The following is a 25,664-nucleotide window of genomic DNA, read 5'->3' on the forward strand; positions in this document are numbered from 1 at the left end:
GGCGGCCCAACATATCGCTCGCTTTCATATGCGGCCGCTAGCTTGCCGTAGCGACATGCGGAAACGATCAGGCAATTGACGCCTCACGCTTCATTGGACGCATCGCCGCAAGTGAAATTGCAGCGAGCAGCATGACGATGCCGCCATAGAGATAGGCCGCGTTGGACAGGCCGAGGCTTGGCGCGACCAGGCCGACGGCAATCGCCGGCAGCGAGAAAGCCAGGTAACTCTGGACAAAGAAGGTCGAGAGCAGGCCGGCCCGTTCGTGGGCATGGGCGAGCGGCAGAACGATGCGCAGCGCGCCCGAATAGCACGAGCCGAAGCCGATGCCGGTGATCACCGCGCCGACCATCATGATCTCAGCCATGTGCAGGTAGACGCCAAGCAGCGTGACCGCGACGCCCACGATCAGCGACACCGTGCCAATGGTCAGCACCTGCGGGCCGGGGCGGCTCTTGAGCACAAGCGCGGTGAGGGTCGCGGTCAGCGTCAGCACGGCGACGACGAGGCCGCCGACGAAGGGTGAATTCAGGCCGGTTGCAACGCGGATCAGCGACGGCATCATCGAGAAGTAGAAGCCACCCAGCGCCCAACCGGCAATATTGACTGGGGTGATCTTGAGCAGCGGCTTGCGCGTCTGCACGGGTATGGCGATGTGCGGCTTGAGCGAGGCCCAGGCACCCTTCTTGCCGGTGGTCGATTCCGGCAGCCAGTAAAGCAGCACGATCATCAGCAATGTCACCGCAAACAGCACGACGTAGACGAGCTGGGTCGGCAACGGTGCATAGGTGACCAGCGCGCCGGAGATCAGCGAGCCTGCGGTCAGGCCGATAAAGGCCGTGAGGCTGTTGTAGATCGGTCCGCGGGTCTTGTCGAAATCGAGGATGGCGGCGCCGAAGGTGGTCATCGCCGCCCCCGTGGCAAAGCCCTGGATGGCACGGGCCAGCATCAGCATGCCGGCCGAACCGGCCTCGGCAAACACCACCATGGCCAGCAGGTTCAGCGCCAACGCTGCAAAGATCACCGGCTTGCGCCCGACATAGTCTGACAGCGAGCCGACCGTCAGCAAGGCTGCCAGCAGGCTGAATGCGTAGATGGAGAAGATCGTCATCAGCACCACCGGCGTCAGGCCGAGCGTTTCTTGGTAGAGATGGTAGACGGGGGTGGGGGCACTGCTGCTGGCGGAAAACAGCGCTGCTGCCACAATCCCGTAGGCTATGGCGATAGAACGGGAGAAGCGTCCGCTTACTCTCGATGTTGAGGGGCTTGCACTGGACATGGACATCACCTATCCTTAAAGCTAAATCGTAGCGTTAAGCCCATATAGGCTACAAATGGGCTTAACGCAAATAATTTGCGTTAAGAAGGCGAAGAATAATTCGCCGGGATGGGCTTGGCATGGCGGTGAAGGAAAGAGTGCGGGTGGGTGGGCGCAGTGCGCGCATCCAGGCCGAGGTTCACAAGGCAGTGAAAGAGTTGCAGCGCGAGGCCGATCGCGCCGAGCTGACCGTACCGCTGATTGCCAGCCGCGCGGGTGTGACGCCCTCGACCATCTATCGCCGTTGGGGCGACCTCACCGAATTGCTGGCCGATGTCGCCGTCGAACGCCTGCGCCCGATCTCGGAGCCCGAAGATACCGGCTCGACGATGGGCGACCTGCATGCGTTTCTCGAGCAATACATGGAAGAGTTCGCCTCGCCCGTCGGCCGCGAGCTGCTGCAGGACCTGATGGCGAACGCGTCGGATGCGCCCTATACCGGCCAGTGCTGCGCCTTTACCTATGACAGTCTGCGCACCATTGCCTTGCGCGCCGAAAAGCGTGGCGAAACGCCGATCGACAGCGATGAGATCATCGACCACGCGGTCGCGCCGATCATGTACCGCATCCTGTTCGGCGGCCGCGAATTGACCACCGATTATTGCCGGTCGCTGGTGGATGGGCTTGTTTCAAGAAAAAAGCTGGCACAATCGCATTGAAGCCTTCGGGATAGATTCACCCCTCACCAAGTTCGCCATTCCAATCGGCTGCGCCTCTTGGGGCGAACTATCCTCTCCCACAAGGGGAGAGGAAGACTCTTCGTGCCGCTTTACCCCAACCAAAGAGCGGCGTGTGTGGCACCTTGCCTCTCCCCTTGTGGGAGAGGATAGCAAGTCCGCGGGAGGCGAAGCCGATCGCTGGACGCGCTTGGTGAGGGGTGAAATACCCAAAAGCGTCACCTTTGCCGGCGACGACAATATTCCTATTGGCTCGCCCAGATGATGCGGGCAATCCAGTCGAGGTCGGAGACATCAATCGTTCGGCCGGGGTGCTCGGGGTTGAGCGACATCAGTTCGATGGTCTTGGGGGTCTGGCGGATCAGAACCTTGGCCATCACTTCCCCCTCCTTGGTGCGAACAACGATGCGATCGTTGCGGCGGACCTGAGCGCCGGGCTCGACAATCAGCACGTCGCCGTCGCGATAGAGCGGCATCATGCTTTCGCCCTGCACCTCCAGCGCATAGACGCCGGATTTCTGGGCCGGCGACACCGGAAATTCCACCACGTCCCAGCCTTGGCCGGCCGGAAAGCCCCCGTCATCAAAAAAGCCGCCGGCGCCCGCCTGGGCAAAACCCAGAAGCGGGATCGATGAGCTTTGCGGCGGGAAGGCCCCGTCCGGCAGGCCGGATAGCTTTATCCGACCCTGCAGCACGGCCATGAAATCATCGATCGTCGAGCCGGTCGCCTCGAGGATCTTGTGGATCGATTCGGTCGACGGCCAGCGCTGCCGCCCATCCCCCGACTGGCGCTTGGATTTGTTGAACGAGGTCGGATCAAGACCGGCCTTGCGGGCAAGACCCGACGGGGTCAGGTCATGGCGCGCCGCAAGCTGGTCGATCGCGTCCCAGATTTTGTCATGTGAGAACATGGCCACGGTCCCGATACGGCACTGGATGAGGTCAGCTGATGCATGCTGCGAATGGCGGCAGACGGTATTGGCGGGATATTAGCTTTTGTCCGGTCAGGTTTCAAGTCGGACAGGAATAAAATCCTTCAATGAGAATTTTTACTTCCGAGTATTATCACACCGAGGGCATGGCGCCGATCTTGCCGAGCTGGATCACCGCCTGGGTGCGCGAATCGACATTGAGCTTCAACAGTACAGCCGAGACATGCGCCTTGATCGTCGCTTCCGAGACGCCGAGTTCATAGGCGATCTGCTTGTTGAGCAAGCCTTCGCCGACCATGCCGAGCACGCGGGTCTGCTGTGGCGTTAGCGTCTTCAACCTGGCGATCAGGGCTTCTATCTCCGGATCGCCTTCGCGGTCCGGCTCATAGCCCGGCGGCACCCACAGGCCACCGTCGAGTACGACCGATATCGCGTTGCGAATCTCCTCGAGACCACTCGATTTCGGGATGAAGGCTGACGCGCCGAGTTCAAAGGCACGGCGGATGGTCGGCTGGTCGTCGCTCGCCGAAATCACCGCCACCGGCATGTTCTGGTATTCGGCACGGATCATCATCAGGCCGGTGAGGCCGGAGACGCCGGGCATTGTCAGGTCGAGCATCATCAGATCGGCATCGGGATGGGCGGCGGCCGCCTTGCGTGCCGACTCGAAATCGCCGGCCTCGACGATTTCAGCCTGGCTGTCAGGTCCCGACAAAGCCTGTTTCAGGGCACCGCGAAACAGCGGATGATCATCGGCGATGATGATGGTGGTGGCCAGCCGTATTCTCCCCCTCGACACGCCGGCCTCCCGTGCCGGCGTCATTCTTCTCGGAGTGAAGGCTACAACAGGGCAAGCCGATCCGAAAGCGGTTTCTCTGGGAGATCAGAGACTGCAGCTCTTGTCGGCTTCCTTGGTAATGGACATGAAGCTTTTCATCGCCCGTTCCATCATGCCGAGCGCCTGGTCGAAATCCTGCAGCGACGTGTTCTTGCCCTCGGAGGGCCTCACATCTGGCTTGGCTAGGGTGGCCTTCGGTTCGTCGGTGGCGATCGCTGTGCAGCTCAATCCGTCGCCCGCGTCGCGACAGTGGGTCATGGCGCCGGTTTGCGTGTCGAGCCGGACAACGCCGTCGGACACGGCAACGATCTGGAACCGGGCTGTCGCCGTGGTCTCGGCACCCGCGGTCGCGGGAACGCTTGCCAGTGCCATGGCGACGGGAAGAAATGTCAGCAACATCGGAATTACCTCCGGTTTGAGCCCATCTATTGCCGCGCAAGACTTTCCGGCGGCGTCAAAAAGCGGTAGGGAGCGCCAGTTCCAGGCGCGGGAGTTCACGATGGGCATAGTCTACAAGATCGTTCCAACCGATTTATGGCAGGCAGCCGAAAAAACCGGCACCTTCACCGGGGCCATGATCGATGTGCAGGACGGCTACATCCACTTCTCCACGGCCGCCCAGTCAAGACGAACTGCCGAACTCTATTTCGCCGGTCAGACGGATCTGTTGCTGGTGGCGGTGGACGCTGATGTGCTGGGCGACGCACTGGTTTATGAGCCCTCGCGCGGTGGCGATCTCTTCCCGCATCTCTATGCGCCGCTTCGGCTCGCGGACACGCTCTGGGTCAAGCCATTGCCGCTCGGCGCAGACGGCAAGCATGTCTTCCCGGAGGACATGGCGTGAGGGATGCGCTGTGGCCGCTGATCCGCACCGGGCTTTTCCGGATCGATCCGGAAGTCGCCCATGGCATGTCGATCCAGGGTTTGAAGACCGGCCTGATGCTGGGCGTCTCTATCACACCCGATCCGCGGCTGGCAGTCACGGTCGCCGGGCTCACATTTCCCAATCCGCTGGGCCTTGCTGCCGGCTATGACAAGAATGCCGATGTGCCGGAAGCGATGCTGAAACTCGGCTTCGGCTTTACCGAGATCGGCAGCGTCACGCCCAAGCCGCAGGACGGCAACCCCAAGCCACGGCTCTTCCGGCTGGTGGCTGACGAGGGCGTCATCAACCGCTTCGGCTTCAACAACGAGGGCCATGGTCCCGTTCTCGCCCGCCTGCAGCGATTGCGCGGCGGCGGCATTGTCGGCGTCAATATCGGCGCCAACAAGGATGCGGCCGACCGGGTCGCCGACTACGTCGCCGGCATCCATGCGTTTTATGCCGTCGCGCGCTATTTCACTGCCAATGTCTCCTCGCCCAACACGCCGGGATTGCGCGACCTGCAAGCGCGAGACAGCTTGCGCGAATTGCTCTCGGCGATTCTTGCCGCCCGCGACGAACAGGCAAAAAAGTCCGGCCGCATGGTGCCGGTATTCCTGAAGATCGCTCCGGATCTCACCGAGGAGGGCCTCGACGATATCGCGACCGAGGTGCAGGCGAGTGCGCTGGACGGCATCATCATTTCAAACACCACCCTGTCGCGGAATGGGCTGCGCGACCAGGTGACGGCAAAGCAGGCAGGGGGGCTTTCGGGCAAGCCGCTATTCGAGAAATCGACAGTCGTGCTCGCCAAGATGCGCAACCGGCTCGGCCCGGATTTTCCGATTATCGGCGTCGGCGGCGTGCATTCGCCGGAGACGGCGGCCGAAAAGATCCGTGCCGGTGCTGATCTCGTGCAGTTCTATTCGGCCATGGTCTATGAAGGGCCGGGCCTGCCCGCCCGCATCGTCAGGGGGCTGTCGGAGCTTTGCAACCGCGAGAAGCTTGGATCGATCCACGACATCAGGGACTCACGTGTCGACTATTGGGCCGCCCGGAATATCTGATCGCGGAGTTTCGGGACGCCTGCCGCGAGCAGGATGCCGCGCAGCCATAAAAACACATTCAGCGCGATCCACAGGCCGGCATTGCCGCCGGCCGGTACCAGCACGGCAAGCGCTGCGATATAGCCGATGAAGGACAGGATCATCCGATTGCGCATCGCATGCGACCAAGTGGCGCCGATGAATACACCGTCCATCAGAAAGGCGAGGCAGCCGCTGATCGGCACGATCGCCGCCCAAGGTAGATTGTCGTAGGCCACCTGCCGCACGCTTTCGACCGTGGTGAGAAAATCGATCACCGACCGGCCGAACACGGCCAGGATCATGCAGATCAGGATCGCTAGCGCCAGCGACCAGTAGCCGGTCAGCCGCAAGCCGCGATCGAAGGCCGGGCGAAAGCCGGCGCCAACCGCACGGCCGATGATGGTCTCGGCAGCATTCGCCAGCCCATCCAGCCAGTAGCCGCCGATCAGGAAGAAATTCATCAGCACGGCGTTTGCCGCCAGCGTCACCGGACCGAGATGCGAGCCGATGCGTGTCATCAGCAGGAAGGCGCCGAGCAGCACGAAGGTGCGGATCATGATGTCGGTGTTGAGCGAGAACAGGCTCAACAGCTTCTGCCGGTCGAAAAGATCAGGAACACGGCGCGGATCGCGATTGGCAAATCCCGGCAGGATCACCGCCAGCCCGGCCAGCATGCCGACGACTTCGCCGGTGACGGTGGCAATGGCGATGCCCGATATGCCCCATTTCAGCATCAACCCGAGCAGGATGCATAGCACGATATTGATGCCGTTGATCAGGGCCTGCAGCACCAGCCCGATTCGCGCCTTGCCGCGCCCGAGCAGGAAGCCAAGGATCGCATAATTGGCAAGCCCGGCCGGCGCCGACAAGATCCGCAGCTGGAACCAATGCGCCGTGGCATCACCGGCCGCCGTATCGGGCGCCATTACCACGAGGCCGAGCTTCAACAGCAGGGGCGACAGAGCAGCGATCACCACGCCCAATGCCAGCGCCAGGAGCAGCGCACGCCAGAAGATCGCCTCCTGTTCCGGCCCGTCGTTGCGCCCCCAAGCCTGCGCCGTCAAAGCCGTGGTCGAGGCACGCAGGAAATTGAAGGTCGCAAAGATGATGTCGAACAGCACGGCGCCGATCGCCAGACCGGCAAGGATATTGGGATCACCCAGCCTTCCAGCCACTGCCGTATCGGTGATGCCGAGCAGCGGAATGGTCAGAAAGCCGAGCGCCATCGGCACGGCGAGCCCCAGCACCATGCGATGCGTGACCTCGAAGGCGCCGGATTGGCTCACGGTTTTTTCCACTCATGCGCCCCGCGAGAAGAAGGAATCGTCCGAATTGGACAGCACCATGGCCCAATAGGGACGGTCGCCGGTGCCGGTGTTGCGGGCCACGGCGACGCCGAGGCCGCGGTAGCGCCCCAGCATGTTTTCGAGATGCTTCCTGGAATGTATCCAGGCGGCCACCGCTTCCTGCACCGTATCCTGGCCTTCAGCGATGTTTTCCGCCGCCGGCAGCCGCACATCCATGCGCTTCATCCGCGCCAGGAAGGTTTTGTCGTCGCCGAGATAGTGGGTCATCTTGCCATAGCGTGACATGCGCACCGCCTGGTCCTTGGCGGCATTGACTGCAACCGGATCCGTGCCGAGTTTCGACAGCCCCTGCTTGCGGCGCACCGAATTGACGAGCGGCAACGATGTTTCGGTCGCGTCGACCACCGTGCCCGCCTCGATAGGTGCGAGAACAGTGCTCGAGGTACAGCCCGACAGCACGACAAGGCCTGCGGCAGAGAAGGTTCCGCCGAGAAAGACACGGCGGTTTAGGAGAAGTGAAGTCAAGATTTGCGCCAGTTCATAATACGAAGCACGATAAAGACCGGGATGACGATCGCCGCCCCGAGGATGAGATAGTCGCCGACCCGGCCCAAAGCCGCAAAGCCATTGCGCCAGAGATCGAGGAAGGAGCGGCGGACCCAGTTGAGGATGTCCATCGGATAGAGGCCGAACGTGCTCATGACAAAGCCGACGACCACGCAGAGGATGACGAGCTTGACGATCGTGCGTCCTGGCGTATCGCCCAGCAATCTGTTCAGCCCATCGGCCATGTAATTCTCCATCGTTAATATCGGCGGAATCGCTTGACCGCTTGGCAAGGCGGAAATTAGACAATCCTTGCAACAAAGAAAAGAAAAAGCCATGGCGCGCGCTTCCCAACGCAATTTGACCTCCGGCGACCTCACGGCCGACCGCCGCGCCGACTATGCCGTGATGCTCGCCGAAGGCGGCGATGCGGCTGCAGCCGTCGAACTGATGGAGCAGGCGCTGGAGCTCACCCCGCTTTGGGCGGCCGGCTGGTACCGGCTCGGCGACTACGCGGAAAAGGCCGGCGACACGGCGAAAGCCATCGCCGCCTGGCGACAGACGCTTGCGCTCGAGCCGGGCGATATTTTTGGGGCGCGCCTGAAGCTCGCCGTGATGGGCGAGGCAGAACTGCCCTCTTTGCCACCCAGCGCCTATGTCGAGGGCTTGTTCGACGACTATGCCGATCGATTTGATTCGGCCCTAGTCGAGACGCTCAAATACACCGTGCCGGAAAAGCTCGCTGCCCTGATTGCCGCCGAGACCAAGGGCCGGACATTCCGGCACGCCGTCGATCTCGGCTGCGGCACCGGGTTGTTTGCCGCGGCACTCGGCGCACGCGCCGGCGACATCGAAGGCTACGATCTCTCCGAGCGCATGCTGGCCAAGGCAAACACCAAGAAGCTCTATGGGCATCTCGGCAAGGCTGACTTGTCGCTTGCGCCGGGCGAATCGGGGCTGTTTGACGACTTTCCCCGCCATCGCGCCGACCTGGTCGCGGCGGCCGATGTGATGATGTATCTCGGCGACCTCGACGCAGCCTTCGCCAATGCCGCAGCGCTTCTGGCGCCGGATGGGGTGTTTGCGTTTTCGGTCGAGAAGTTCGAGGAAGGCTTTGCGCTGCGCCCATCGCTGCGCTACGCACATTCGACCGCCCACGTCACCGACATGCTCGGCAGGCACGGCATGGAGCCCTTTGCCGTGATCGAGACGACGATCCGCTGGGATGCCGGCGCAGAAATCATCGGGCTGCTGTTTCTCGCGCGCCCGGTTCGTTGAGCGGATTCCCACGCCCCGGGGTTCTGAATTTTCAGGATGTGAAAGAGCGTTCACGCGGCGGGTTACCGTCCGTGGCATGGGTCTCGATCCCTTTCGGCATCAGCTTCGCTGAAGCCTGTCGGGATATTGGCGATCTGCTACGCAGACGCCGGGCCGGCCGGGGCGCAAATCGTGCCTCGTAAGTAAATAATATATGGCGCGCTCTGCGCCCCGTTTCGGTGGTTTTTGCCTGCGAACCTGGAGATCTGCTTCCCCATCGCGGCAGTGTGCCCGATGGGGAGATGTGTGCCTCTGAGGCACGTCCGCGGCCAGTCGCGTCCTTTCGAACGCCGCCGAAGAGGTCTCCGTTTCTCACAGGCCCCCGATAAGAGAATTTACGTCGTCCTCTCAAACCAGGCACCGGCCCCACCTCGCCATGACGCCTCATGGTGTATCCGTGATGGGACGGGAATCAGTATAAGCGGGATTTTGGGGGCGGGGATATTGGCGGATAAGGCATTGAGTATGTTGGTGTATTTTGATTCATACGATGGCAGGTTTGGTTTGTTTCCACCTCATGACCCCCGCTCTTGCAATTTCTAGCACTTAGCTTTCGCGCGGTCTGTCCAGCGTGTTGAAGCGTCTCGTTCGCTCAGGCTAAATACTGAAATTGCTTTCTCGCCCGCCGGGGGCGAGATAGATATGCCGCACCCTCGCTCGACAATCTCGACGTTGAATTTGAGCATAGCAAGAACCGCGAGCTCCTATCTCGCCCCTGGCGGGCGAGAAAGCGATTTCAACTCTTAAGCTTTGCGTCCGGAAACCTCTCGGCGAATGCAGTGCTGCTCGCAGAGCTTAAGTGTTAGAAATCGCAAGAGCGGGGGTCATGAAGCGTATGAAGGCATGGCAGGCCGTCCGCACTCCACCTCATAAGCCCCTCATCTGCAATTTCTATCGTTTAGCGATTGCGCGCACCGTCCCACTTGTAGACACCCTTTTCGGGCGCAATCGCTAAGCCGATGAAATTGCTTCTTCTCCCACAAGGGGAGAAGCAGAGCTGCGGCGCTGCTGCGACTTTACCTCTCCCCTTGTGGGAGAGGATAGCACGCCCGCGAGAGGCGCAGCCGATCGCATGGGCGCGCTTGGTGAGTGGTGTCTTTCGTCCAAGATTGCACAAGCAGCCTTTTCCGGCACGATCTCAGCGAAAGCCAAGGCGTTTGAAATTGCAAAAGCAGCGGTCCGCCGAGGCTGGCGACATATCCGTGCCCCTCACCGATACCCCGTGACATCTGCCGGCTTGCCGACATCCTGCACTTCCAGCATGTAGCGCCAAGCATCCGGCTGCGAGCCGTCGAGATCGGTGAAGCCGTAGACCTGTGCCAGACCGCCGCTTGACAGCGACTGGCCGTTCCAGCGGCCACGATCGGGATCGGCGGCGAGTGCCAACACCGCCCGGCCGACAAAGCGGGGTGTCTCGGAGATTGCAAAATGCGGGACGTTCTGCAGCGCATCGCGCCAGTTCTCTTCCCGCACGCCGAATGCTTCGAGCATCATTTCCGAACGCAGCCAGCCCGGGGTCAGCGACACCGACGTCGCACCATGCGCCGCGAGGTCCTGGGCATGCGACCAGCCCATGCGATTGACCGCCGTCTTGGCGAGATCATAGAAGGGCGACAGGCGATAATGCGTGGCGTTGTATTCCGCCGTGCCGTCGGTCACCTCCACCAGCAGTCCGCCGGGGTTCTCGATCAGCAATGGCAGGGCGAAATGAGCGGTGATGAGATGCGTGTCGATGCCGAGCCGCAGCATGCGCAGGCCGTTTTCGAGATCATGATCCCAGACCGGCTTGTCCCATTCGAACAGTTTTTCGCCGCCCCAGATGTCGTTGACGAGGATATCGAGACGACCCTGTTCACCACGGATTCGCTCGACCAGTCCTCGCACCTCTTCCGGCACAAGATGGTCGGCCTGGACGGCGATGCCCTTGCCGCCAGCCGCCGTGACAAGTTCGGCGGTGTCCTCGATTGTTTCGGGCCGCGCATATTCGGATGCTTGGGCGCGCGTGGTGCGGCCGGTGACGTAGACGGTTGCGCCTGCGGCACCCAACTCCGTGGCGATACCGCGACCTGCGCCGCGCGTGGCGCCGGCGACCAGTGCAATTTTGCCTTCGAGCATGCTTTACCCTCCCCGGCGGAGCCTGTATCGTGTTTTTTCATTTATAAATGATCGTTCGGTTATATTGGATTGTCAAGATGCCCAGGCCTAAAACTCAAACGGATGACGCACTGCTGGAGGCCGCATTCCGGCTGATCCGCGAACGCGGCCCCGATGCACTGACCTTCGCCAGTATGTCGGCGATCTGCGGACTTTCGCCGTCGACGCTGGTCCAACGCTTCAAGAGCAAGTCGGGATTGATGCAGAATGCGCTGCTCTTTGCCTGGGACCAACTCGACGCGAAAACTGCCGAACTGGCGCAGACGATGCCGAAGACGCCGGAAGGTGCGATCGCCATCCTGGTTGGCCTGTCGGGCGATTATGGCGACATCGAAACCTATGCCGACGGGCTGCTGGTGTTGCGGGAAGACTTGCGCGATCCGGTGCTGCGGGGTCGGGGGGCGGCGTGGAAACGGACGCTCTGCGCGGCGCTCGACGCGTGCTTTACCGAAGTGCCTAACGCTCCCAACGGTGCTGGCGCGCTGATATCAGCGCAATGGCAGGGCGCGCTTCTCTGGTGGGGCTTTGATCCCAGCGATAGGGTCGAAGTCTATGTGGCGGAGAGCCTTGAGCGGTTCGTTGCTGCTTTCGCAGTGCCGATCCATGCCTGATGTTGCGTCGCACCCAGTCCCGCGCTACACCGGATCCAGCTCATATTCGGATTTTTCATGGCCAAGATCGGACTCTGGAACACCACGCCCACCAAGCATTCGCTGTTCGAGGATGCGCAGGGCGTGTTCACCGGCACGGTTTTGGCCGCGCTTGGCGTCATGCTGCTGACCAAGGCTGGCCTGCTGACCGGCGGCGTCGCCGGCATGGCTTTCCTGCTGCACTATGCGTTCGGCTGGAGTTTCGGGCTGGGGTTCTTCGTCATCAACCTGCCGTTTTATTACCTGGCTTACAAACGGCTGGGTAAGGCCTTCACCATCAAGACCTTCGCCTCGGTGGCGCTGCTGTCGCTGATCACCCAGTATCAGCCGAAGCTCCTGGAGATCGGCTATATCAACCCGGTCTGGGCGGCGATCCTCGGCGGGTTGCTGATCGGCATGGGCATGCTGGCACTGTTTCGGCATCGCGCCAGCCTCGGCGGCGTCGGCATCCTGGCGCTCTATATCCAGGACCGGTTCAAGTGGCGGGCGGGGCTGGTGCAGCTCGCCATCGACCTCTGCATCCTGGCCATGGCGTTCTTCGTCGCCAGCCCGTTCATTGTCGCCTGCTCTGTATTGGGGGCCGTGGCGCTGAATTTCTTCATTGCGATCAACCACCGCACCGACCGCTACATCGCGATGTGATTTGACGGTCACGCCCAACCGGCATATTCGTATCTCACGCAATGCTTATGGACTTGAGGTCACGCGCTTGGGAGGGCGGTGTCATGGAAGTCGCAGGCAGCAGCAAGCAGGACGTGCCCTATATTCTCGTCCATTCCGACCGTGAAATCCGGCGTCTCAAACATCAGGCTGATATCATCAACCCTATCACCCGGCGCATTCTGGTCGCGGCAGGCGTGGCGCCCGGCATGCGTGTGCTCGACGTCGGTTGCGGCGCCGGCGACGTCACCCTGCTGATCTCGGAACTGGTGGGCAGCACCGGGCATGTCGTCGGCGCCGACCGGGCGCCTGCGGCATTGGCGGCGGCCGAACAACGCGCGCATACCCATTCCATTCGCAACATCTCCTTTCGCGAAGGCGATCCCGCGGCACTTAAGTTCGAACAGAAGTTCGATGCCGTGGTCGGCCGATACGTGTTGATGTTCCAAGCCGATCCTGTCGTCATGCTGCGCGGCGTGGCGCATCATGCGCGGCCGGGCGGCATCGTGGTTTTCCACGAGCCGGACTGGGCGGGTGTTCGCTCGCATCCGCCGTCCCCGACCTATGACCAGTGCTGCCGCTGGATCGTCGAAACCTTCCGGCGCACGGGAATCGAAACGCGTATGGGCGACAAGCTCGAGGCAACGTTCCACGCGGCGGGATTGGCCGCGCCGGCCATGCATCTGGAATCGGTCATCGGCGGCGCCAATGGCGGCAGCGACTGGGCGCACCAGACGTTCGAGCTGCTGGTGACGATGTGTCCGGAGGTCACTGCTCGCGGCGTGGCATCGGAGCTGGAGATAAAAATCACCGGCCTCGAACAGCGCATGCTGCACGAGATCGAGGCCGGCAGCGTCATCGTCGGGCGCTCGGAAGTGGGCGCCTGGTCGCATGTCGCGTCTTCGTCGTGACGATCAGGCAGCCTTTGCGGCCTGATCGACCGGATGCTGCGAGCGGAAGCCGACGGCCAGCCGGTTCCAGACATTGATGGCGCCGATGCCGACAGTGATCTTGACCATCTCGTCTTCGCTGAAATGGGCACGCAGCGCTTCATAGGCGTCGTCGGGCGCACCAGTCTGGGCAAGATTGGTCACCGCATCGACCCAGCCGAGCACGGCGCGTTCGCGGGCGTCGTATACGGTGGATTCCCGCCAGACCGACATCAGGTTGATCCACTGCTCGGGCAGGCCATCATGGCGCGATTCCTTGACATGCATATCGACGCAGAAGGCGCAGCCATTGATGATCGAGGCGCGCAGCTTGATCAGATGGATGAGCCGGCGTTCAAGTCCGGATTTCTGGAAGGAGTCTTCCAGCGCCATGACGGCCTTGATGGCTTCCGGTGAGGCTTTGTAGAGGTTCAGACGAGCGTGCATGGTCGTATCCTTTGGGTTGGGATTTCAGGCGGATTTGCGTTCATTGATCTCGAGAAAGGCGCAGCCACGGGCGGCGATTGCGCCGTCATGGTCTGTCTCGCCGAGATCGTCGAGAATGTCGGCGATCGTGGTACGGCCGAGCTCTGCCCGATAGGCCTGTTCGGCCCTCAGCATCGCCGAGGCGATGCCGCAGGGTTTAGTCGGCTTGCCCAGCGGATTGGGACCGCGCTGGCGGATTTCGTTGCAGCGGAATGCGGGCGCCGGGCCTTCGACCGCCAGCACGATGTCAAGCAGCGTGATCTGATCAGTGGTTCTTGCAAGCCGATAGCCACCCTTGGGGCCGGGCACCGTTTCCAGAATGCCGGCGCCAGACAGCGCCTGCAGATGCTTGAGGAGATAGCTCGATGAGACGCCATGGAACTCCGCCAGTGCAGATGCTGCCAGCACGCTGCCAGCGGAAAGCGTCGACAGCATTGTGACGCTGTGGATGGCCTGTTCGACACCGTCGCTGAGTTTCATCGTTCATCTCCAAATCATGGATAATATTTATCCGTGATTTGTCCGCTCGTCAACTCACTCTTTTGGTGAACACTGCGTCCGATATTGCCATCGGGAACAAAAGGATTATTTTCCTCGTCTTACCCAAGAGGATCATGGATGGACAAGCGCGCGACGGAGGAGACTGGATATGCCGCCCTGCCGCAGCCCTTCGCCGGCTGGTTCGCCGCCAAGGGCTGGGCGCCTCGTGAGCATCAGCTGGCACTGATCGACAAGACATCCGAGGGTAAATCGGCGCTGCTGATCGCGCCGACCGGCGCCGGCAAGACGCTGGCCGGCTTCCTGCCGTCGATGATCGCGCTCAACAGTCGCGGCAGGAGAAAACCGGGCACGGCGTTCCAGGGCATTCACACGCTATACGTCTCGCCGCTCAAGGCGCTTGCCGTCGATATCGAGCGCAATCTCGGTCGTCCGGTTGAGGAGATGGGGCTCAATCTGACCATCGAGACCCGCACCGGCGATACGCCGCAGCACAAGCGTACCCGCCAACGGCTCAATCCGCCCGATATCCTGCTGACCACGCCCGAGCAGGTGGCGCTGCTGATTGCCTCGAACGAAGCGGAGCGCTTCTTCAAGGACCTGAAATTCGTCATCTTCGACGAGTTGCATTCACTGGTGACCTCCAAGCGCGGCCACCTGTTGTCGCTGGGTCTGGCGCGGCTGAGGAAACTCGCGCCCGATCTGCGTACAATCGGCCTGTCGGCGACCGTGGCCGAGCCTGACGATCTGCGGCGCTGGCTGGTGGCGCAGCAGCCGGATGCGAGCAATCTCTCGTCGCTGGTGACGGTGACAGGCGGCGCGCGGCCGGAGATCAGCATCCTCGGCACCGAGGAGCGCATTCCCTGGCAGGGGCATTCGGCACGCTATGCGATGGGCGAGGTCTATCAAGCGATCAAGCAGCACCGGACGACGATCCTGTTCGTCAACACCCGCTCGCAGGCCGAGATGCTATTTCAGGAGCTCTGGCGGATCAACGACGACAGCCTGCCGATCGCGCTGCATCACGGCTCGCTCGATGCCAGCCAGCGCCGGCGCGTCGAGGCTGCCATGGCCGAGAACAGGCTGCGGGCCATCGTTGCCACCTCGACGCTCGATCTCGGCATGGACTGGGGCGATGTCGATCTCGTCGTGCATGTCGGCGCGCCCAAGGGCGCCTCGCGGCTTGCCCAGCGCATCGGCCGCTCCAACCACCGCATGGACGAGCCGTCGAAGGCGATCCTGGTGCCGGCCAATCGTTTCGAGGTGATGGAGTGCCAGGCGGCGCTGGATGCCAACTATCTCGGCGCACAGGATACGCCGCCGGTTGGTTCGGGCGCGCTCGACGTGCTCTGCCAGCACATCATGGGCATGGCCTGCGCCGATCCGTTCGATGCTTTGCTGCTCTATGACGAGATCATCAGCGCCTCGCCCTATGCACATCTCAGCTGGGAGATGTTCGAACGCGCGATGGATTTCGTCGCCACCGGCGGCTATGCGCTGAAGAGTTATGAGCGCTACGCCAAGATCCGCAAGAACAAGGATGGCCTCTGGCGCGTCTCCAACCCGCAGTTTGCCCAGCAGTATCGACTGAATATCGGCACGATCATCGAGGCGCCGGTGCTCAACATCCGTCTGGTGCGGCCGGGCAAGGGCGCGGTCGGACGCGGCGGGCCGGTGCTCGGGCAGGTCGAGGAGTATTTTCTCGAAACGCTGGCGCAAGGCGACACGTTCCTGTTTTCCGGCAAGGTGCTGCGTTTCGAGGGTATCCGCGAGAATGAGTGCCTGGCATCAGAGGCGCGCTCGCAGGATCCACGTATCCCTGCTTATGCCGGCGGCAAGTTTCCGCTTTCGACCTATCTCGCCGACGGCGTCCGCGCCATGCTAGCCGATCCGGAAAAGCGTGCCGGTCTGCCCGACCAAGTGCGCGACTGGCTGGCGATCCAGGAAGAGAAATCGGTGCTGCCTAAGCGCGACGAGTTGCTGATCGAGACCTTTCCGCGCGGCAACCGTTTCTACATGGTCATCTATCCCTTCGAGGGCCGGCTGGCGCACCAGACACTGGGCATGCTGCTGACCCGCAGGCTCGACCGCGCCGGCGCCAAGCCACTCGGCTTTGTCGCCACCGACTACTCGCTGGCGATATGGGGACTGGAAGATCTCGGCTTGCTGTTCTCAAAGAAGAAGACGTCGGTTTCCGAGCTGTTCGACGAGGACATGCTGGGCGACGATCTCGAGGCATGGTTGAGTGAAACGTGGCTGCTGAAGCGCACGTTCCGCAATTGTGCGGTGATTGCCGGGCTGATCGAGCGACGCCATCCCGGCAAGGAGAAGACCGGCAGGCAGGTCACCGTATCGGCCGACCTGATCTACGACGTGTTGCGTGCCCACGAGCCAGATCACATCCTGCTCGAGGCGACGCGGCACGATGCGGCACAGGGGCTTTTGGACATAAAGCGACTTGGCGATATGCTGATGCGAATCAAGGGGCACATCAGGCTGATGCGGCTCGACCAGGTTTCGCCGCTCGCCGTGCCGATCATGCTGGAAATCGGCAAGGAATCGGTGGCGGGCGCTGCCGACGAGTCGCTGCTGGCGGAAGCGTCCGATCTCATAGAGGATGCATTGGGAACGAATGCGCATGAACCGGCTGGCAACGGCAAGAATTGACAGTGAGATGATACCGGCGCCCTCTCAGGAAACAGAGATCAATGGCCAGCGCATCGTGCTGGATCCGGCGGGGGCCATGTATTTGCCTGACCACGGCGTGCTTTGTGTCTCCGACCTGCATCTGGAAAAGGGTGCTGCCTTTGCGCGGCGCGGCCAGTTACTGCCGCCATGGGATACGCTGGCGACGTTGCGGATTCTCGAGGGCGTGATCTCTCGGCACAATCCGAAGATCGTGATATCGCTTGGTGACAATTTCCACGACCGGACGGGCTCGGTGCATATGCCGGTCGAGTTCCGGGTGATGATCAACGAAATGGCGCGCGGCCGCGAATGGATCTGGATCAATGGCAACCACGATCCCGATGGCGTGACCGATCTTGCTGGCACCTCGGTCGATACGCTCGATCATGCCGGGCTGCATTTTCGTCACGAGCCGCAGAAAAAGCCTTTAGCCGGCGAAATATCTGGGCATCTGCATCCCTCGGCAACGCTGTGGCGACGCGCGCGGGCCGTCCGTCGGCCCTGCTTTGCCATTGACGGCAAGCGGATGATCATGCCGTCCTTCGGGGTGCTGACCGGTGGTCTCGATATCGACGCCAGCGCCTTTGCCGGCCTGTTCGAGAAGAGCACCCTGACAGCCCATATGCTCAGCCAGGGCCGCATTCATAGCTTTGCCTACCACGCGCTGCGTGGCTGATCATTTGACGTTTTGAGGCATGTAGCGGACGATCACCGTGCCGGATTTCAGCGGCCTCGCCTCGATCAGGGTGAACTTGGCTTTTTCCCCGCTTTGCTTGAGGAAGGGATTGCCCTTGCCAAGCGTCACCGGCACGATGCCGAGCATCAACTCGTCGAGCTGGCCGGCTTTCAGAAGCCCATCCGTCAGGTCGGCACTGCCGAAGATATAGATGTCCTTGCCAGGCTCCTTGCGCAACCGGGTGACCTCGCCGACCGGGTCCGAGGTCATGCGCGTGTTGTTCCAGTCCGATGCGGTCAGCGTCCGCGAGGCGACCAGTTTTGGCAGTGCGTTCATGTAGCGCTTGGTCTCACCGTCTTCCTCTGATGTCGTCGTCCAATAGGATTTCATGCCCTCGTAAGTCTCCCGACCGAACATCAACAATCCGGCCTTTGCGCCGAATTCATGGCTCATCACATTGAGCTCGTCGCTCCAGCCATCGCTGTGGAAGCCGATGTCCCACTGTTTTTCACCTTCGAAGAACCCGTCCAGCGTTACCATAGACCATGCGATTATCTTGACCATGTCCATTCTCCATGACTTGACCAGTTGCATACTGCAAGCAGTTGCTTTGTAGCGAAACTGCTTTTATATTGCAAGCAGTTTTTGGAGAGTGAAATGCAAGACGCCCACCGGTCGGGATGCCCGATCAACCTGACACTGGAAATTCTCGGCGATCGCTGGAGCCTGATCGTGCTGCGCGACATGATGTTCGGCAATCGGCGCCATTTTCGTGAGCTGCTGACGAAGTCCGAGGAGGGCATCGCCTCCAACATCCTCGCCGATCGCCTCAAGCGGCTGATGGAGGAAGGACTGATCAGCAAGCAGGATGATCCCAGCCACAAGCAGAAATCGATCTACAGCCTCACCGAAATGGGCATCGCGCTGGTGCCGGTGTTTGCGGCGATGGGCGCATGGGGGCGGAAATTCCTGGCGGTCTCGGAGGAACTCAGCATCCGCGCCGAACTGCTGGAAAATGGCGGCCCGGCTCTTTGGGAGGATTTCATGCAGGAGCTGCGGGCGATGCATCTCGGCGCGCCGACACCGCAGGAATCGGTGTTTGCCAAGCTGCGGCAGGCCTATGAGGATGTGGTGGCGCGGAAGGCTGTCTCTTAGCCGCCGCCTCATTCTTTCCTGAATATCAGGCTCGCGCCCCAACCGGTGATGACGGCCAGCAGCACGGAAAACAGCCCGTAGTAGAGCGAATTCTCCTCGGCGGCACGGGTGATGGTCTGCTCAAGGCCGGTCTTGACGACATGCAGCTTCAGCTGACTTTCGGCCACCACGCTGCCGGTCTTGAAGACCACGGCGCGGATCGTATGCGTGCCGTTGGGGATGTCGGCGGGGATGTGGATATTGGCCTGGAACAGCGATGAAGACACGAAGGTCACGCCGCCCGGATTGCTCTGGAAGAGCTTGGATTTCTGCTTGAGATTGAGGAAGGCATCGCGATATTCGGCGACTTCCTCGGCACGGCCCGAAAAAGTCGAGGGCACAATGCGCGCCCGCGGCAGGCCGACATTGTAGGTGGTCAGCTCCATCGGGGTGGCGATCTGGTCCAGCACCCTGGTCGAAGCCATCGAATAGGATTGCGGCATCGATTCGAAGGTAACGCCGCTGCGGTTGACCCAGACGCCCAGAACGCGCTGTTTCTTGCGCATGGTGATGAAATCACGCGGGCCTTCCAGCGACACGACGATGTCATAGGCACCGATCGCTAGCAGATAGGTATCGGGGTTGTCGATCGCGCCGAACACCGTGACATCAGTGCCAGCGAAATCAGGAGCAATGGCGATTTCGCGCGACGATACGCCGATATTGACCGTTTCGGGAATGCGAGGCCTCGCCTCCGTCGCCGGCTCGGCCTGGGCGACCGTGGCGCAGAAGATTGCCAACAACACGGCCGTCAGCGCGATCCTCATCTGGCCGCTCCCGTACGCGCAATAGAATAAAGATCGGCCGGCGGCACGAAGAGATCGATCGCCAGGCGCACGCCGACCGCGAGGATCATCAGCGCCAGCAGTGCACGGAGTTGCTCGGCCTTCAGCCGCTGGCCGACGCGGACGCCGTATTGTGCCGCGACCACGCCCGACAGCATGAGGATGAAGGCGAGCACGATATCGACGGAATGATTGGTGACCGCCTGGACGACGGTGGAATAGGTGGAAACGAAAATGATCTGGAAAAGCGACGTGCCGACCACGACGCTGGCCGGGATGCGCAGGAGATAGATCATCGCCGGCACCATGATAAAGCCGCCGCCGACGCCCATCACCGAGGTGAGAATACCGACGCCGAAGCCCAGCGCCACGACCGGAACGACCGAGAGATAGATCTTCGATTTCTTGAAGCGCATCTTGAACGGCAGCCGGTGCACCCAATTGTGCTGGCCGGTGCGCTTGAGCGTGACAGTCTCATTGCGACGGGCGCGGCGCAACGCGTTGATGCTTTCCCACATCATCAGGGTGCCGACGGACGTCAGCAGCACGACATAGAGCAGCGAGATGGTCAGATCGAGTTGGCCGAGCTTCCGCAAGGCCGCGAATATCCAGATGCCGAGCGTGGCGCCGAACAGGCCGCCCACCAGCAGCACCGTGCCCAGCTTGAGATCGATCGTACCACGGCGGAAATGGGTGATGGCGCCCGAAATCGACGAGGCGACGACCTGGTTGGCACCGGTGGCGACGGCGATTGCCGGGGGGACATTGTAGAAAATTAGCAGCGGCGTGATCAGGAAGCCACCACCGACGCCGAACATACCGGAGAGGAAGCCCACCGCCGCGCCCATGCCCAGGATGATGAAGATATTCACCGAAAGCTCGGCTATGGGCAGGTAGATTGTCACGCGCGGATCCCTTGCCGGCAATAGGTGTGAAACAGTCCGGATTTCTCGGGGCTGTTCAAAGTGTTACATATTGATTTTAAAATAGTCTTGCGCCCGGTCCATGGCAGTGTCAATCGATAGGAAGACATGATCCGGCGCGAAATCGATAATCAATACAATAGTTTCCGTCGGGCAACATCTGCGCTAAGTCTAGCGGGAAAGTCGTGATTGCTTCAGGGTGCAGCAACGTTGCGGATCTACTTGTCAGGGATCACGTCCAAGAAACACAAGATGACTGGATGGAGTGTTCGGCAGGTGCAACTCAGCAAAGCCCTGGCGGGTCCAGAAAGCGTGTGCTCCGCCATTGAGCGGGTTGACGCCGACATGCACCCCGTGCCCGGCAGCAACCTCCAGCCAAGCCCGAAACAAGGCCGAGCCCACGCCGCGTTTCTGCATGCGCGGCAGGAGGTTCATATGCATGTGAGCGGGGTAGCGATGCTTGACCGCATCGGGAACCAGGACGGGATGATGGATCATGAAAGCGCGCCGTTGGTCCAGCGTCCGGCTTTCGGGCGGTATCTCCGACGGATCCTCGTATCTGGCCCTGAGCGTCGGCCACCATTCGTGCTCCAGCCGCTCTTCCCAGGCGGAGGTGTCGAGCGCGCCGACGGTAAAGCCCGCGACGCCTTTGTCGTCTTCGACGACCAGTGCCAGCCGCGGCTCCAGCACAATGTAGGGAGCGGAGTAGATGTGCCCCATCATCTGCGGATCGCGGTAGAGATGTGCCGCCCCAGTACCGGCATTGCCGGTGGCCAGCGAAATGGCATAGCAGGCATCGAGGTCGTCAGCGCGTGCGGGTCGGATGGTGAACATGGGGGATGTCCGCGATTGAAGTTGCGCCAATATTCGCCACTCGGCTGCAAGCGGTCAATCGAACCAAAGGACTTGTTTCGCGATCAGACAAGAAAACCCGGTGGCGCCATCTGCACACAGTCCCAACAGATGAACGTTAGCCAAACGACGGGTTCATGCTCCCTCAGCGTCGCTTGTCGGTCGACAGGTTAGTCGGCAAAGGAAGGCCGATCAGGCCTTCTTGTTGCGCGCCAGCAATTCCTTGACCAACGCGTCGTTGATCTTGCCCGATGGCTCCTGGCCGACCGACTTCTGGAAGGACTTGATGGCCTCGACCGTCTTCTTGCCCATCTCGCCATCCGGCTTGCCAGCGTCGAAACCATTGTTGTTGAGGATCGCCTGGATGTTGCGGATCGCCCGCTTCATGTCGATCGACGCCGTCGTGTTGCTCTTGGCCACCCATTGGTCCGGAACGACCGCGTTGTTGGCTTTGTCGTCGAGCGCCTGCGGCTTCCAGAGGTCGAGCTTGGCCTTGGCGCTCTTCAGCTGGTCGGGCTTGAGGGCATTGGCCACTTCATCGCGCTTCTGGGCAGCATCCTTGTCACCCTGATTGGCAGCGACCGCAAACCACTTGTAGGATTCCTCGAGATCCTGCGCCACGCCATTGCCGCGCGCATAAAGGATAGCCAGGTTGAACTGGCTGTCGCGGACATTGAGTTCGGCCGCCTGGGTGAACCAGCGAGCCGCCTCGTTGAAATCGGGCGTGCCGGCAGCGCCGGTGGCGTAGAGGACGGCCAGATTGTGCATGGCGCTGGCATTGCCCTTTTGCGAGGCGGAGAGATAAAGCGCCTTGGCTTTATCCATGTCGCGGGCGACGCCAGTGCCCTTCTCGTAGAAATTGGCGAGGCGATATTCGGCCGGTGCCAGACCCTTGTCGGCGGCGAGCTGATACCACTTGGCGGCCTCGGTCAGGTCGACCTTCATGCCACCGCGGCCATCGGTGAAACGCGCGCCGATCTCGAAATAGGCCAGCGGATCGCCCTTCTTGACGGCTTCGACCAGCGATGCCGGCTGCAGGCCGGCAGGTATTTGGATCTCGGCAGGGGCGGTAGCGGGTGCCTTGGCAATCTCTGCCGCGACGGGATCCTGAGCATCCGCCGTCACCGTCGGCTGATCGACCTGCGGAATGGCTGCGTCCTCGACGGCCGGCTCGGCAGCATCCGATTTGGTCAGGGCTCCGGCTTGTGATGCGTCATCGGCCGGCGCCATCAGTTTTTCGGCGCCGGTTTCGATATTCTCGGGCGCCATTGCGGGCGTTGCATCGACTGTTGCCTGATCCGCCGGCTCGACCGATTTCGAATCGAGTGCACGGTCTGCCTGGACGGGCTGATCGACGACCGGATCGATCGCAGAATCCTGCTTTGCCGGTTCGACGGCGACCGGCTGCTGTTCGCTCTGGATCTCGGCCTGGCGGCCGCCAATCAGGTTGGAGACCAGCGGATAAGACATCACCACCAGCAACACCGCGGCGGCAGCAAGCAGGATCGGGCGGCGTACTTCGCTGTTGCCGCCAGCCTTGGGCACCTTGGCATCCCTAGCGGCAGGCTTGCCCTTGGCGGCGGCAGGCTGCACCAGCTTCTGCTGGCCTGCTTCCTGGGCAGCGGCCTGGGCAGCGCGGCGAGCGGCAGCGATCACGTCGGCCTGGCCGATTGGGGCAGCCTTGGCGCCGGCAGTGCCGGATTTCTGGCCGGCGCGCACCTTTTCCATGATCTTTCGGACATCCGGCACGCCGGAGCCGGGTTCCATCAGCATGTTGCTGTCTTCGCCGACCAGCATCTCGCTGGCATCGAGCGAGGGCGTGGGGTCGACCGAGACGCGCTCGCCAGTTGCCGGCTTTTCCTTCTTCGCCGGCTTGAGGCGGGCGGCAAGGCTGGCAATCAGGCTCTTGGACGCAGGCTTTTCCTTGCGCGCGACGGCCTCGACCGCATCGACGGTATCATGGGCGATATCGGCGTCGGCCGCATCTTCCAGCAGATCTGGCTCCTGCAGCACCTCGACCTTCGGATTGTCAGGCGGGCGGCGCACCGGCTCATCAGCCGGCACGAAGCGGGCCGGAGTAAATTCGCTGTCGGCAAAGGCGGGCTGCGACGCCTTGGGCATGAGGGCTGCGGGAATGTCGGCGGGTTTGTAAACCTCGCGCTCATAGGCAGGCGCGGGCTTTTCGCGGCCGAATTCATCGAGACGGCTGGCGATCTGTACCAGCGTTTGATGAAGGGCAGTAAAGGTCTCGGCGGTGCGCTCCTCGCTGACGCGGGTGTGGGCCTCAAGCGCACGGAGATCTTCAGCCAGACCAGACAGCGCCGACATTTCGGCCGGGCTGGCATTGCCTGCGCCGATGCCTGTGCGCGAATAAGCCTCGACGACCGCTTCGGCCGCCTGGCGCGCGGCCTCGACGATGAATTCGTCGCTCGAGGAAATGTAATCCTCAAGCGCTGCCATGCGATGGGAGACGTCATCCGGTGTCGCTGCGGCGACAAGCGGGGTGGCGCCCGGCTGACTAAGCAGACTGGACAGCGAGGCGATCTGGCGTTCGAGATTCTGCAAGGCACCGGTATCGGCGGGCGCAGCAGCGGCACTCTCGTCAAGCCGCGTGGCAATATCGGAAAGACGGGTTTCGAGCCGCGACATCGCCGTCAGATCGGCCATGGCGCGCGGCGACGAATCGACCGGCCGCTCGAAATCCTCGATCTGTTGCGACAAACGCTCAAGACGTTCCATCAGGCCATCGGCCGGGTTGGCGCCGAGATCGTCGATCTTGCGGGAGATGTCGACGAGATGGTTCGACAGGTCGGGCGATTTGTTGTCGCGGAAATTCCGCTCGATCAGGTTGGAGAGCTGGCCGATCCGCTCTTCGAGTTTTTGGGCCGCATCCTCATTGGCAAGTTCCTCGATCCGCAGTGACAGCGCGTCGATCCGTTCGGCGATCTCGCTTTCCGGATTGGATTGCTGCAGCGAATCGACATGAGTGGCAAGTTCGCCAATGCGGCTTTCGAGCCGGCGCAGGCTGGCATTGTCGATGGCGCTGGTGCTCTGGCTGGCGCTTGCGGCAATCGCCCGGCTGATTTCATCGAGACGATGATCGAGCCCGGCAAACTGGCCCGACATATCGGACCTGGCCTCAACATTGCGGCCGAGGGCCTCGATCGCACTGGCAACCGCAATCAACTTGTCCTCGAGCGAACGTACGGCCGGTGCCGCGCTGAACTCGCCGAGGCCGGATTTGATGCTGTCGATGCGCCACGCGAGTTGGACGAGTTCTTCCTTCAGCGCGTCGGGTTCAAAAGCCGCAAGCCTGGTTTCTGTCCGGTCCCAGCGCTTTTCGAGATTGCGGATACTGTCCTCGCGGGCAAGACCGGCGGTCATGGCGCGCAACTCGTCGAGATCGGCGCGGAGATCGCTGCCAGCATCGAACCGGTTGCCGCCTTCAAGCCGCGCAATGCTGTCGCCGAGGCGGGCCAGTTCGTCGCGCAGGTCAGCCGTGCCAGCAGACGCGCCCAGCGTCGTCGTCTTGAGATTGCGCATGTCGCTGACGATTGCGTTGAGATCCGGCGCGATCGTGTCCTGGATGCCGTGCTTGAGTTCGGCACGCAATGCGGCAAGCGTCGCGGCGATCTCGCCCATGGCGCCGACCTGTGCCTGGCGCTCGAGAGCAGGTTCCAGTTCGGAACGATAGGCTGGCTGCCTGACCTCTGGCTCGGCGCGATAGGAGGACTGGCGGACTTCGGGCTCCTGGCGCGGGGTCCGCACCATGGCGGCGGCAACCCGTTCGCGGGCGCCGCCGAGCATGCGCTGGCGCTCCATGATTTCACCGAGTGGATCCGCGTTGCTTGGGACCGGCCGCGCCTGCGCCTGCTTGCGCTCGCTCACCAGTCCCTGGATTCTCGCCTCGAGGCCTTCGATCGTCCGATTCAGCTGGTCCAGCGAGGACTTGCTGCCGTAATTCGGTGTGTTTGATCGCGATCCGTTCATTTCACCAGCCCGCTCATCTCTGTTGCCGGACTGTAATTCCGGCATTTACTTCCGGATTCGTGCGTCACTGCCACCCCCCGGGAATATGTGCGCCAAATCTAATCTTACCAGCCGGGACTTTCGCCTGGCTTTCGCATCAGATTATGCTTCTGCGGAGAGCGGGGCGAATAATGCACGACACCGCTTTTCATTAACGAGCTTTTACAAATCGTGGTAAACAACCCGTTAACCGATCTGAAAATTATTTAACCTTTGCCACTGATGCGCATTTTAAGCGTGTTTTTTCGGCACTCG

The 25,664-nt window shown here is 61.7% G+C and carries 25 protein-coding genes; 10 read left to right on the top strand and 15 right to left on the bottom strand.

What is annotated here, in order from left to right:
* Positions 1-67 precede the first annotated feature (67 nt).
* Positions 68-1,279: an MFS transporter gene (locus ACXHRN_RS24000; RefSeq protein ID WP_488638790.1), complete on the bottom strand. Its 1,212-nt coding sequence runs from the start codon at positions 1,277-1,279 to the stop codon at positions 68-70.
* Between the two features lie 119 nt (positions 1,280-1,398).
* On the opposite strand from ACXHRN_RS24000, the gene ACXHRN_RS24005 reads away from it, so the two are divergent.
* Positions 1,399-1,977 carry a TetR/AcrR family transcriptional regulator gene (locus ACXHRN_RS24005; protein ID WP_488638791.1) on the top strand — a complete coding sequence of 193 codons (579 nt, stop codon included), beginning with the start codon at positions 1,399-1,401 and terminating at the stop codon, positions 1,975-1,977.
* A 263-nt stretch (positions 1,978-2,240) separates the two neighbouring features.
* On the opposite strand, the gene ACXHRN_RS24010 is transcribed toward ACXHRN_RS24005, so the two are convergent.
* The 3 genes from ACXHRN_RS24010 to ACXHRN_RS24020 all read right to left on the bottom strand — a co-directional run bounded on the left by ACXHRN_RS24010 (position 2,241) and on the right by ACXHRN_RS24020 (position 4,164).
* Positions 2,241-2,906: a S24 family peptidase gene (locus ACXHRN_RS24010; RefSeq protein ID WP_488638792.1), complete on the bottom strand. Its 666-nt coding sequence runs from the start codon at positions 2,904-2,906 to the stop codon at positions 2,241-2,243.
* Positions 2,907-3,060: 154 nt separating this feature from the next.
* Positions 3,061-3,750: a response regulator gene (locus ACXHRN_RS24015; protein WP_488638793.1), complete on the bottom strand. Its 690-nt coding sequence runs from the start codon at positions 3,748-3,750 to the stop codon at positions 3,061-3,063.
* A 60-nt stretch (positions 3,751-3,810) separates the two neighbouring features.
* On the bottom strand, positions 3,811-4,164 hold the full coding sequence (locus ACXHRN_RS24020) for a hypothetical protein (RefSeq protein WP_488638794.1): 354 nt from the start codon (positions 4,162-4,164) through the stop codon (positions 3,811-3,813).
* 100 nt (positions 4,165-4,264) lie between these two features.
* Here ACXHRN_RS24020 and ACXHRN_RS24025 point away from each other — a divergent pair, with 100 nt between their 5' ends.
* Positions 4,265-4,609 carry a DUF952 domain-containing protein gene (locus ACXHRN_RS24025; protein WP_488638795.1) on the top strand — a complete coding sequence of 115 codons (345 nt, stop codon included), beginning with the start codon at positions 4,265-4,267 and terminating at the stop codon, positions 4,607-4,609.
* Positions 4,606-5,694: a quinone-dependent dihydroorotate dehydrogenase gene (locus ACXHRN_RS24030; protein WP_488638796.1), complete on the top strand. Its 1,089-nt coding sequence runs from the start codon at positions 4,606-4,608 to the stop codon at positions 5,692-5,694. Before ACXHRN_RS24025 ends, ACXHRN_RS24030 begins: the two co-directional genes overlap by 4 nt.
* On the opposite strand, the gene ACXHRN_RS24035 is transcribed toward ACXHRN_RS24030, so the two are convergent.
* Genes ACXHRN_RS24035 through ACXHRN_RS24045 form a run of 3 tightly spaced genes read right to left on the bottom strand, consistent with a single transcriptional unit; the run spans position 5,670 to position 7,813 of the window.
* On the bottom strand, positions 5,670-6,965 hold the full coding sequence (locus ACXHRN_RS24035) for an MATE family efflux transporter (protein ID WP_488642004.1): 1,296 nt from the start codon (positions 6,963-6,965) through the stop codon (positions 5,670-5,672). The two genes, ACXHRN_RS24030 and ACXHRN_RS24035, sit on opposite strands and share 25 nt — an antisense overlap.
* A 48-nt stretch (positions 6,966-7,013) precedes the next feature.
* A complete protein-coding gene (locus ACXHRN_RS24040) occupies positions 7,014-7,547 on the bottom strand; it encodes a CAP domain-containing protein (RefSeq protein ID WP_488638797.1) in 534 nt (177 codons plus the stop codon).
* A complete protein-coding gene (locus ACXHRN_RS24045) occupies positions 7,544-7,813 on the bottom strand; it encodes a DUF6460 domain-containing protein (protein ID WP_488638798.1) in 270 nt (89 codons plus the stop codon). The genes ACXHRN_RS24040 and ACXHRN_RS24045 overlap by 4 nt, the downstream gene beginning before the upstream one ends.
* Before the next feature lie 91 nt (positions 7,814-7,904).
* Here ACXHRN_RS24045 and ACXHRN_RS24050 point away from each other — a divergent pair, with 91 nt between their 5' ends.
* Positions 7,905-8,846, top strand: coding sequence for a class I SAM-dependent methyltransferase (locus ACXHRN_RS24050; protein WP_488638799.1), 942 nt, complete (start codon positions 7,905-7,907; stop codon positions 8,844-8,846).
* A 1,248-nt stretch (positions 8,847-10,094) separates the two neighbouring features.
* Here ACXHRN_RS24050 and ACXHRN_RS24055 read toward each other — a convergent pair.
* On the bottom strand, positions 10,095-11,000 hold the full coding sequence (locus ACXHRN_RS24055) for an SDR family oxidoreductase (protein ID WP_488638800.1): 906 nt from the start codon (positions 10,998-11,000) through the stop codon (positions 10,095-10,097).
* 77 nt (positions 11,001-11,077) lie between these two features.
* Between ACXHRN_RS24055 and ACXHRN_RS24060 the strand changes: the two genes are divergently transcribed.
* The 3 genes from ACXHRN_RS24060 (at position 11,078) to ACXHRN_RS24070 (ending at position 13,260) form a co-directional block, all read left to right on the top strand.
* Positions 11,078-11,650, top strand: a complete 573-nt coding sequence (locus ACXHRN_RS24060) for a TetR family transcriptional regulator (protein ID WP_488638801.1) — start codon at positions 11,078-11,080, stop codon at positions 11,648-11,650.
* A 57-nt stretch (positions 11,651-11,707) separates the two neighbouring features.
* The gene (locus ACXHRN_RS24065) at positions 11,708-12,331 is read left to right on the top strand and encodes a YitT family protein (protein WP_488638802.1); all 624 of its coding nucleotides are present in this window, start codon (positions 11,708-11,710) and stop codon (positions 12,329-12,331) included.
* 83 nt (positions 12,332-12,414) lie between these two features.
* On the top strand, positions 12,415-13,260 hold the full coding sequence (locus ACXHRN_RS24070) for a methyltransferase domain-containing protein (protein WP_488638803.1): 846 nt from the start codon (positions 12,415-12,417) through the stop codon (positions 13,258-13,260).
* Positions 13,261-13,263: 3 nt separating this feature from the next.
* Here the strand turns inward: ACXHRN_RS24070 and ACXHRN_RS24075 are convergent, their stop codons facing one another.
* Positions 13,264-13,725 (bottom strand): carboxymuconolactone decarboxylase family protein, encoded by a 462-nt coding sequence (locus ACXHRN_RS24075; protein WP_488638804.1) that lies wholly within the window; start codon positions 13,723-13,725, stop codon positions 13,264-13,266.
* 24 nt (positions 13,726-13,749) lie between these two features.
* Positions 13,750-14,244: an RrF2 family transcriptional regulator gene (locus tag ACXHRN_RS24080; protein ID WP_488638805.1), complete on the bottom strand. Its 495-nt coding sequence runs from the start codon at positions 14,242-14,244 to the stop codon at positions 13,750-13,752.
* A gap of 138 nt (positions 14,245-14,382) precedes the next feature.
* Between ACXHRN_RS24080 and ACXHRN_RS24085 the strand changes: the two genes are divergently transcribed.
* Both ACXHRN_RS24085 and pdeM read left to right on the top strand, forming a co-directional pair.
* On the top strand, positions 14,383-16,929 hold the full coding sequence (locus tag ACXHRN_RS24085; RefSeq protein WP_488638806.1) for a ligase-associated DNA damage response DEXH box helicase: 2,547 nt from the start codon (positions 14,383-14,385) through the stop codon (positions 16,927-16,929).
* Positions 16,901-17,626: a ligase-associated DNA damage response endonuclease PdeM gene (pdeM, locus tag ACXHRN_RS24090; protein WP_488638807.1), complete on the top strand. Its 726-nt coding sequence runs from the start codon at positions 16,901-16,903 to the stop codon at positions 17,624-17,626. Before ACXHRN_RS24085 ends, pdeM begins: the two co-directional genes overlap by 29 nt.
* Here pdeM and ACXHRN_RS24095 read toward each other — a convergent pair whose 3' ends face one another.
* Entirely contained in the window at positions 17,627-18,190 is a 564-nt protein-coding gene (locus tag ACXHRN_RS24095; protein WP_488638808.1) for a dihydrofolate reductase family protein, read from the bottom strand. It lies immediately after the preceding gene.
* A gap of 93 nt (positions 18,191-18,283) precedes the next feature.
* On the opposite strand from ACXHRN_RS24095, the gene ACXHRN_RS24100 reads away from it, so the two are divergent.
* Entirely contained in the window at positions 18,284-18,781 is a 498-nt protein-coding gene (locus tag ACXHRN_RS24100) for a winged helix-turn-helix transcriptional regulator (RefSeq protein ID WP_488638809.1), read from the top strand.
* Positions 18,782-18,789: 8 nt separating this feature from the next.
* On the opposite strand, the gene ACXHRN_RS24105 is transcribed toward ACXHRN_RS24100, so the two are convergent.
* The 4 genes from ACXHRN_RS24105 to ACXHRN_RS24120 all read right to left on the bottom strand — a co-directional run bounded on the left by ACXHRN_RS24105 (position 18,790) and on the right by ACXHRN_RS24120 (position 25,370).
* Entirely contained in the window at positions 18,790-19,581 is a 792-nt protein-coding gene (locus tag ACXHRN_RS24105) for a TIGR02186 family protein (RefSeq protein WP_488642005.1), read from the bottom strand.
* A gap of 2 nt (positions 19,582-19,583) precedes the next feature.
* A complete protein-coding gene (locus ACXHRN_RS24110; protein ID WP_488638810.1) occupies positions 19,584-20,510 on the bottom strand; it encodes a sulfite exporter TauE/SafE family protein in 927 nt (308 codons plus the stop codon).
* A gap of 243 nt (positions 20,511-20,753) precedes the next feature.
* Entirely contained in the window at positions 20,754-21,362 is a 609-nt protein-coding gene (locus tag ACXHRN_RS24115; RefSeq protein ID WP_488638811.1) for a GNAT family N-acetyltransferase, read from the bottom strand.
* Between the two features lie 210 nt (positions 21,363-21,572).
* Positions 21,573-25,370, bottom strand: a complete 3,798-nt coding sequence (locus ACXHRN_RS24120) for a peptidoglycan-binding protein (RefSeq protein ID WP_488638812.1) — start codon at positions 25,368-25,370, stop codon at positions 21,573-21,575.
* Between the last annotated feature and the right edge of the window lie 294 nt (positions 25,371-25,664).

This window comes from Shinella sp. OV683 (genome assembly GCF_057787725.1).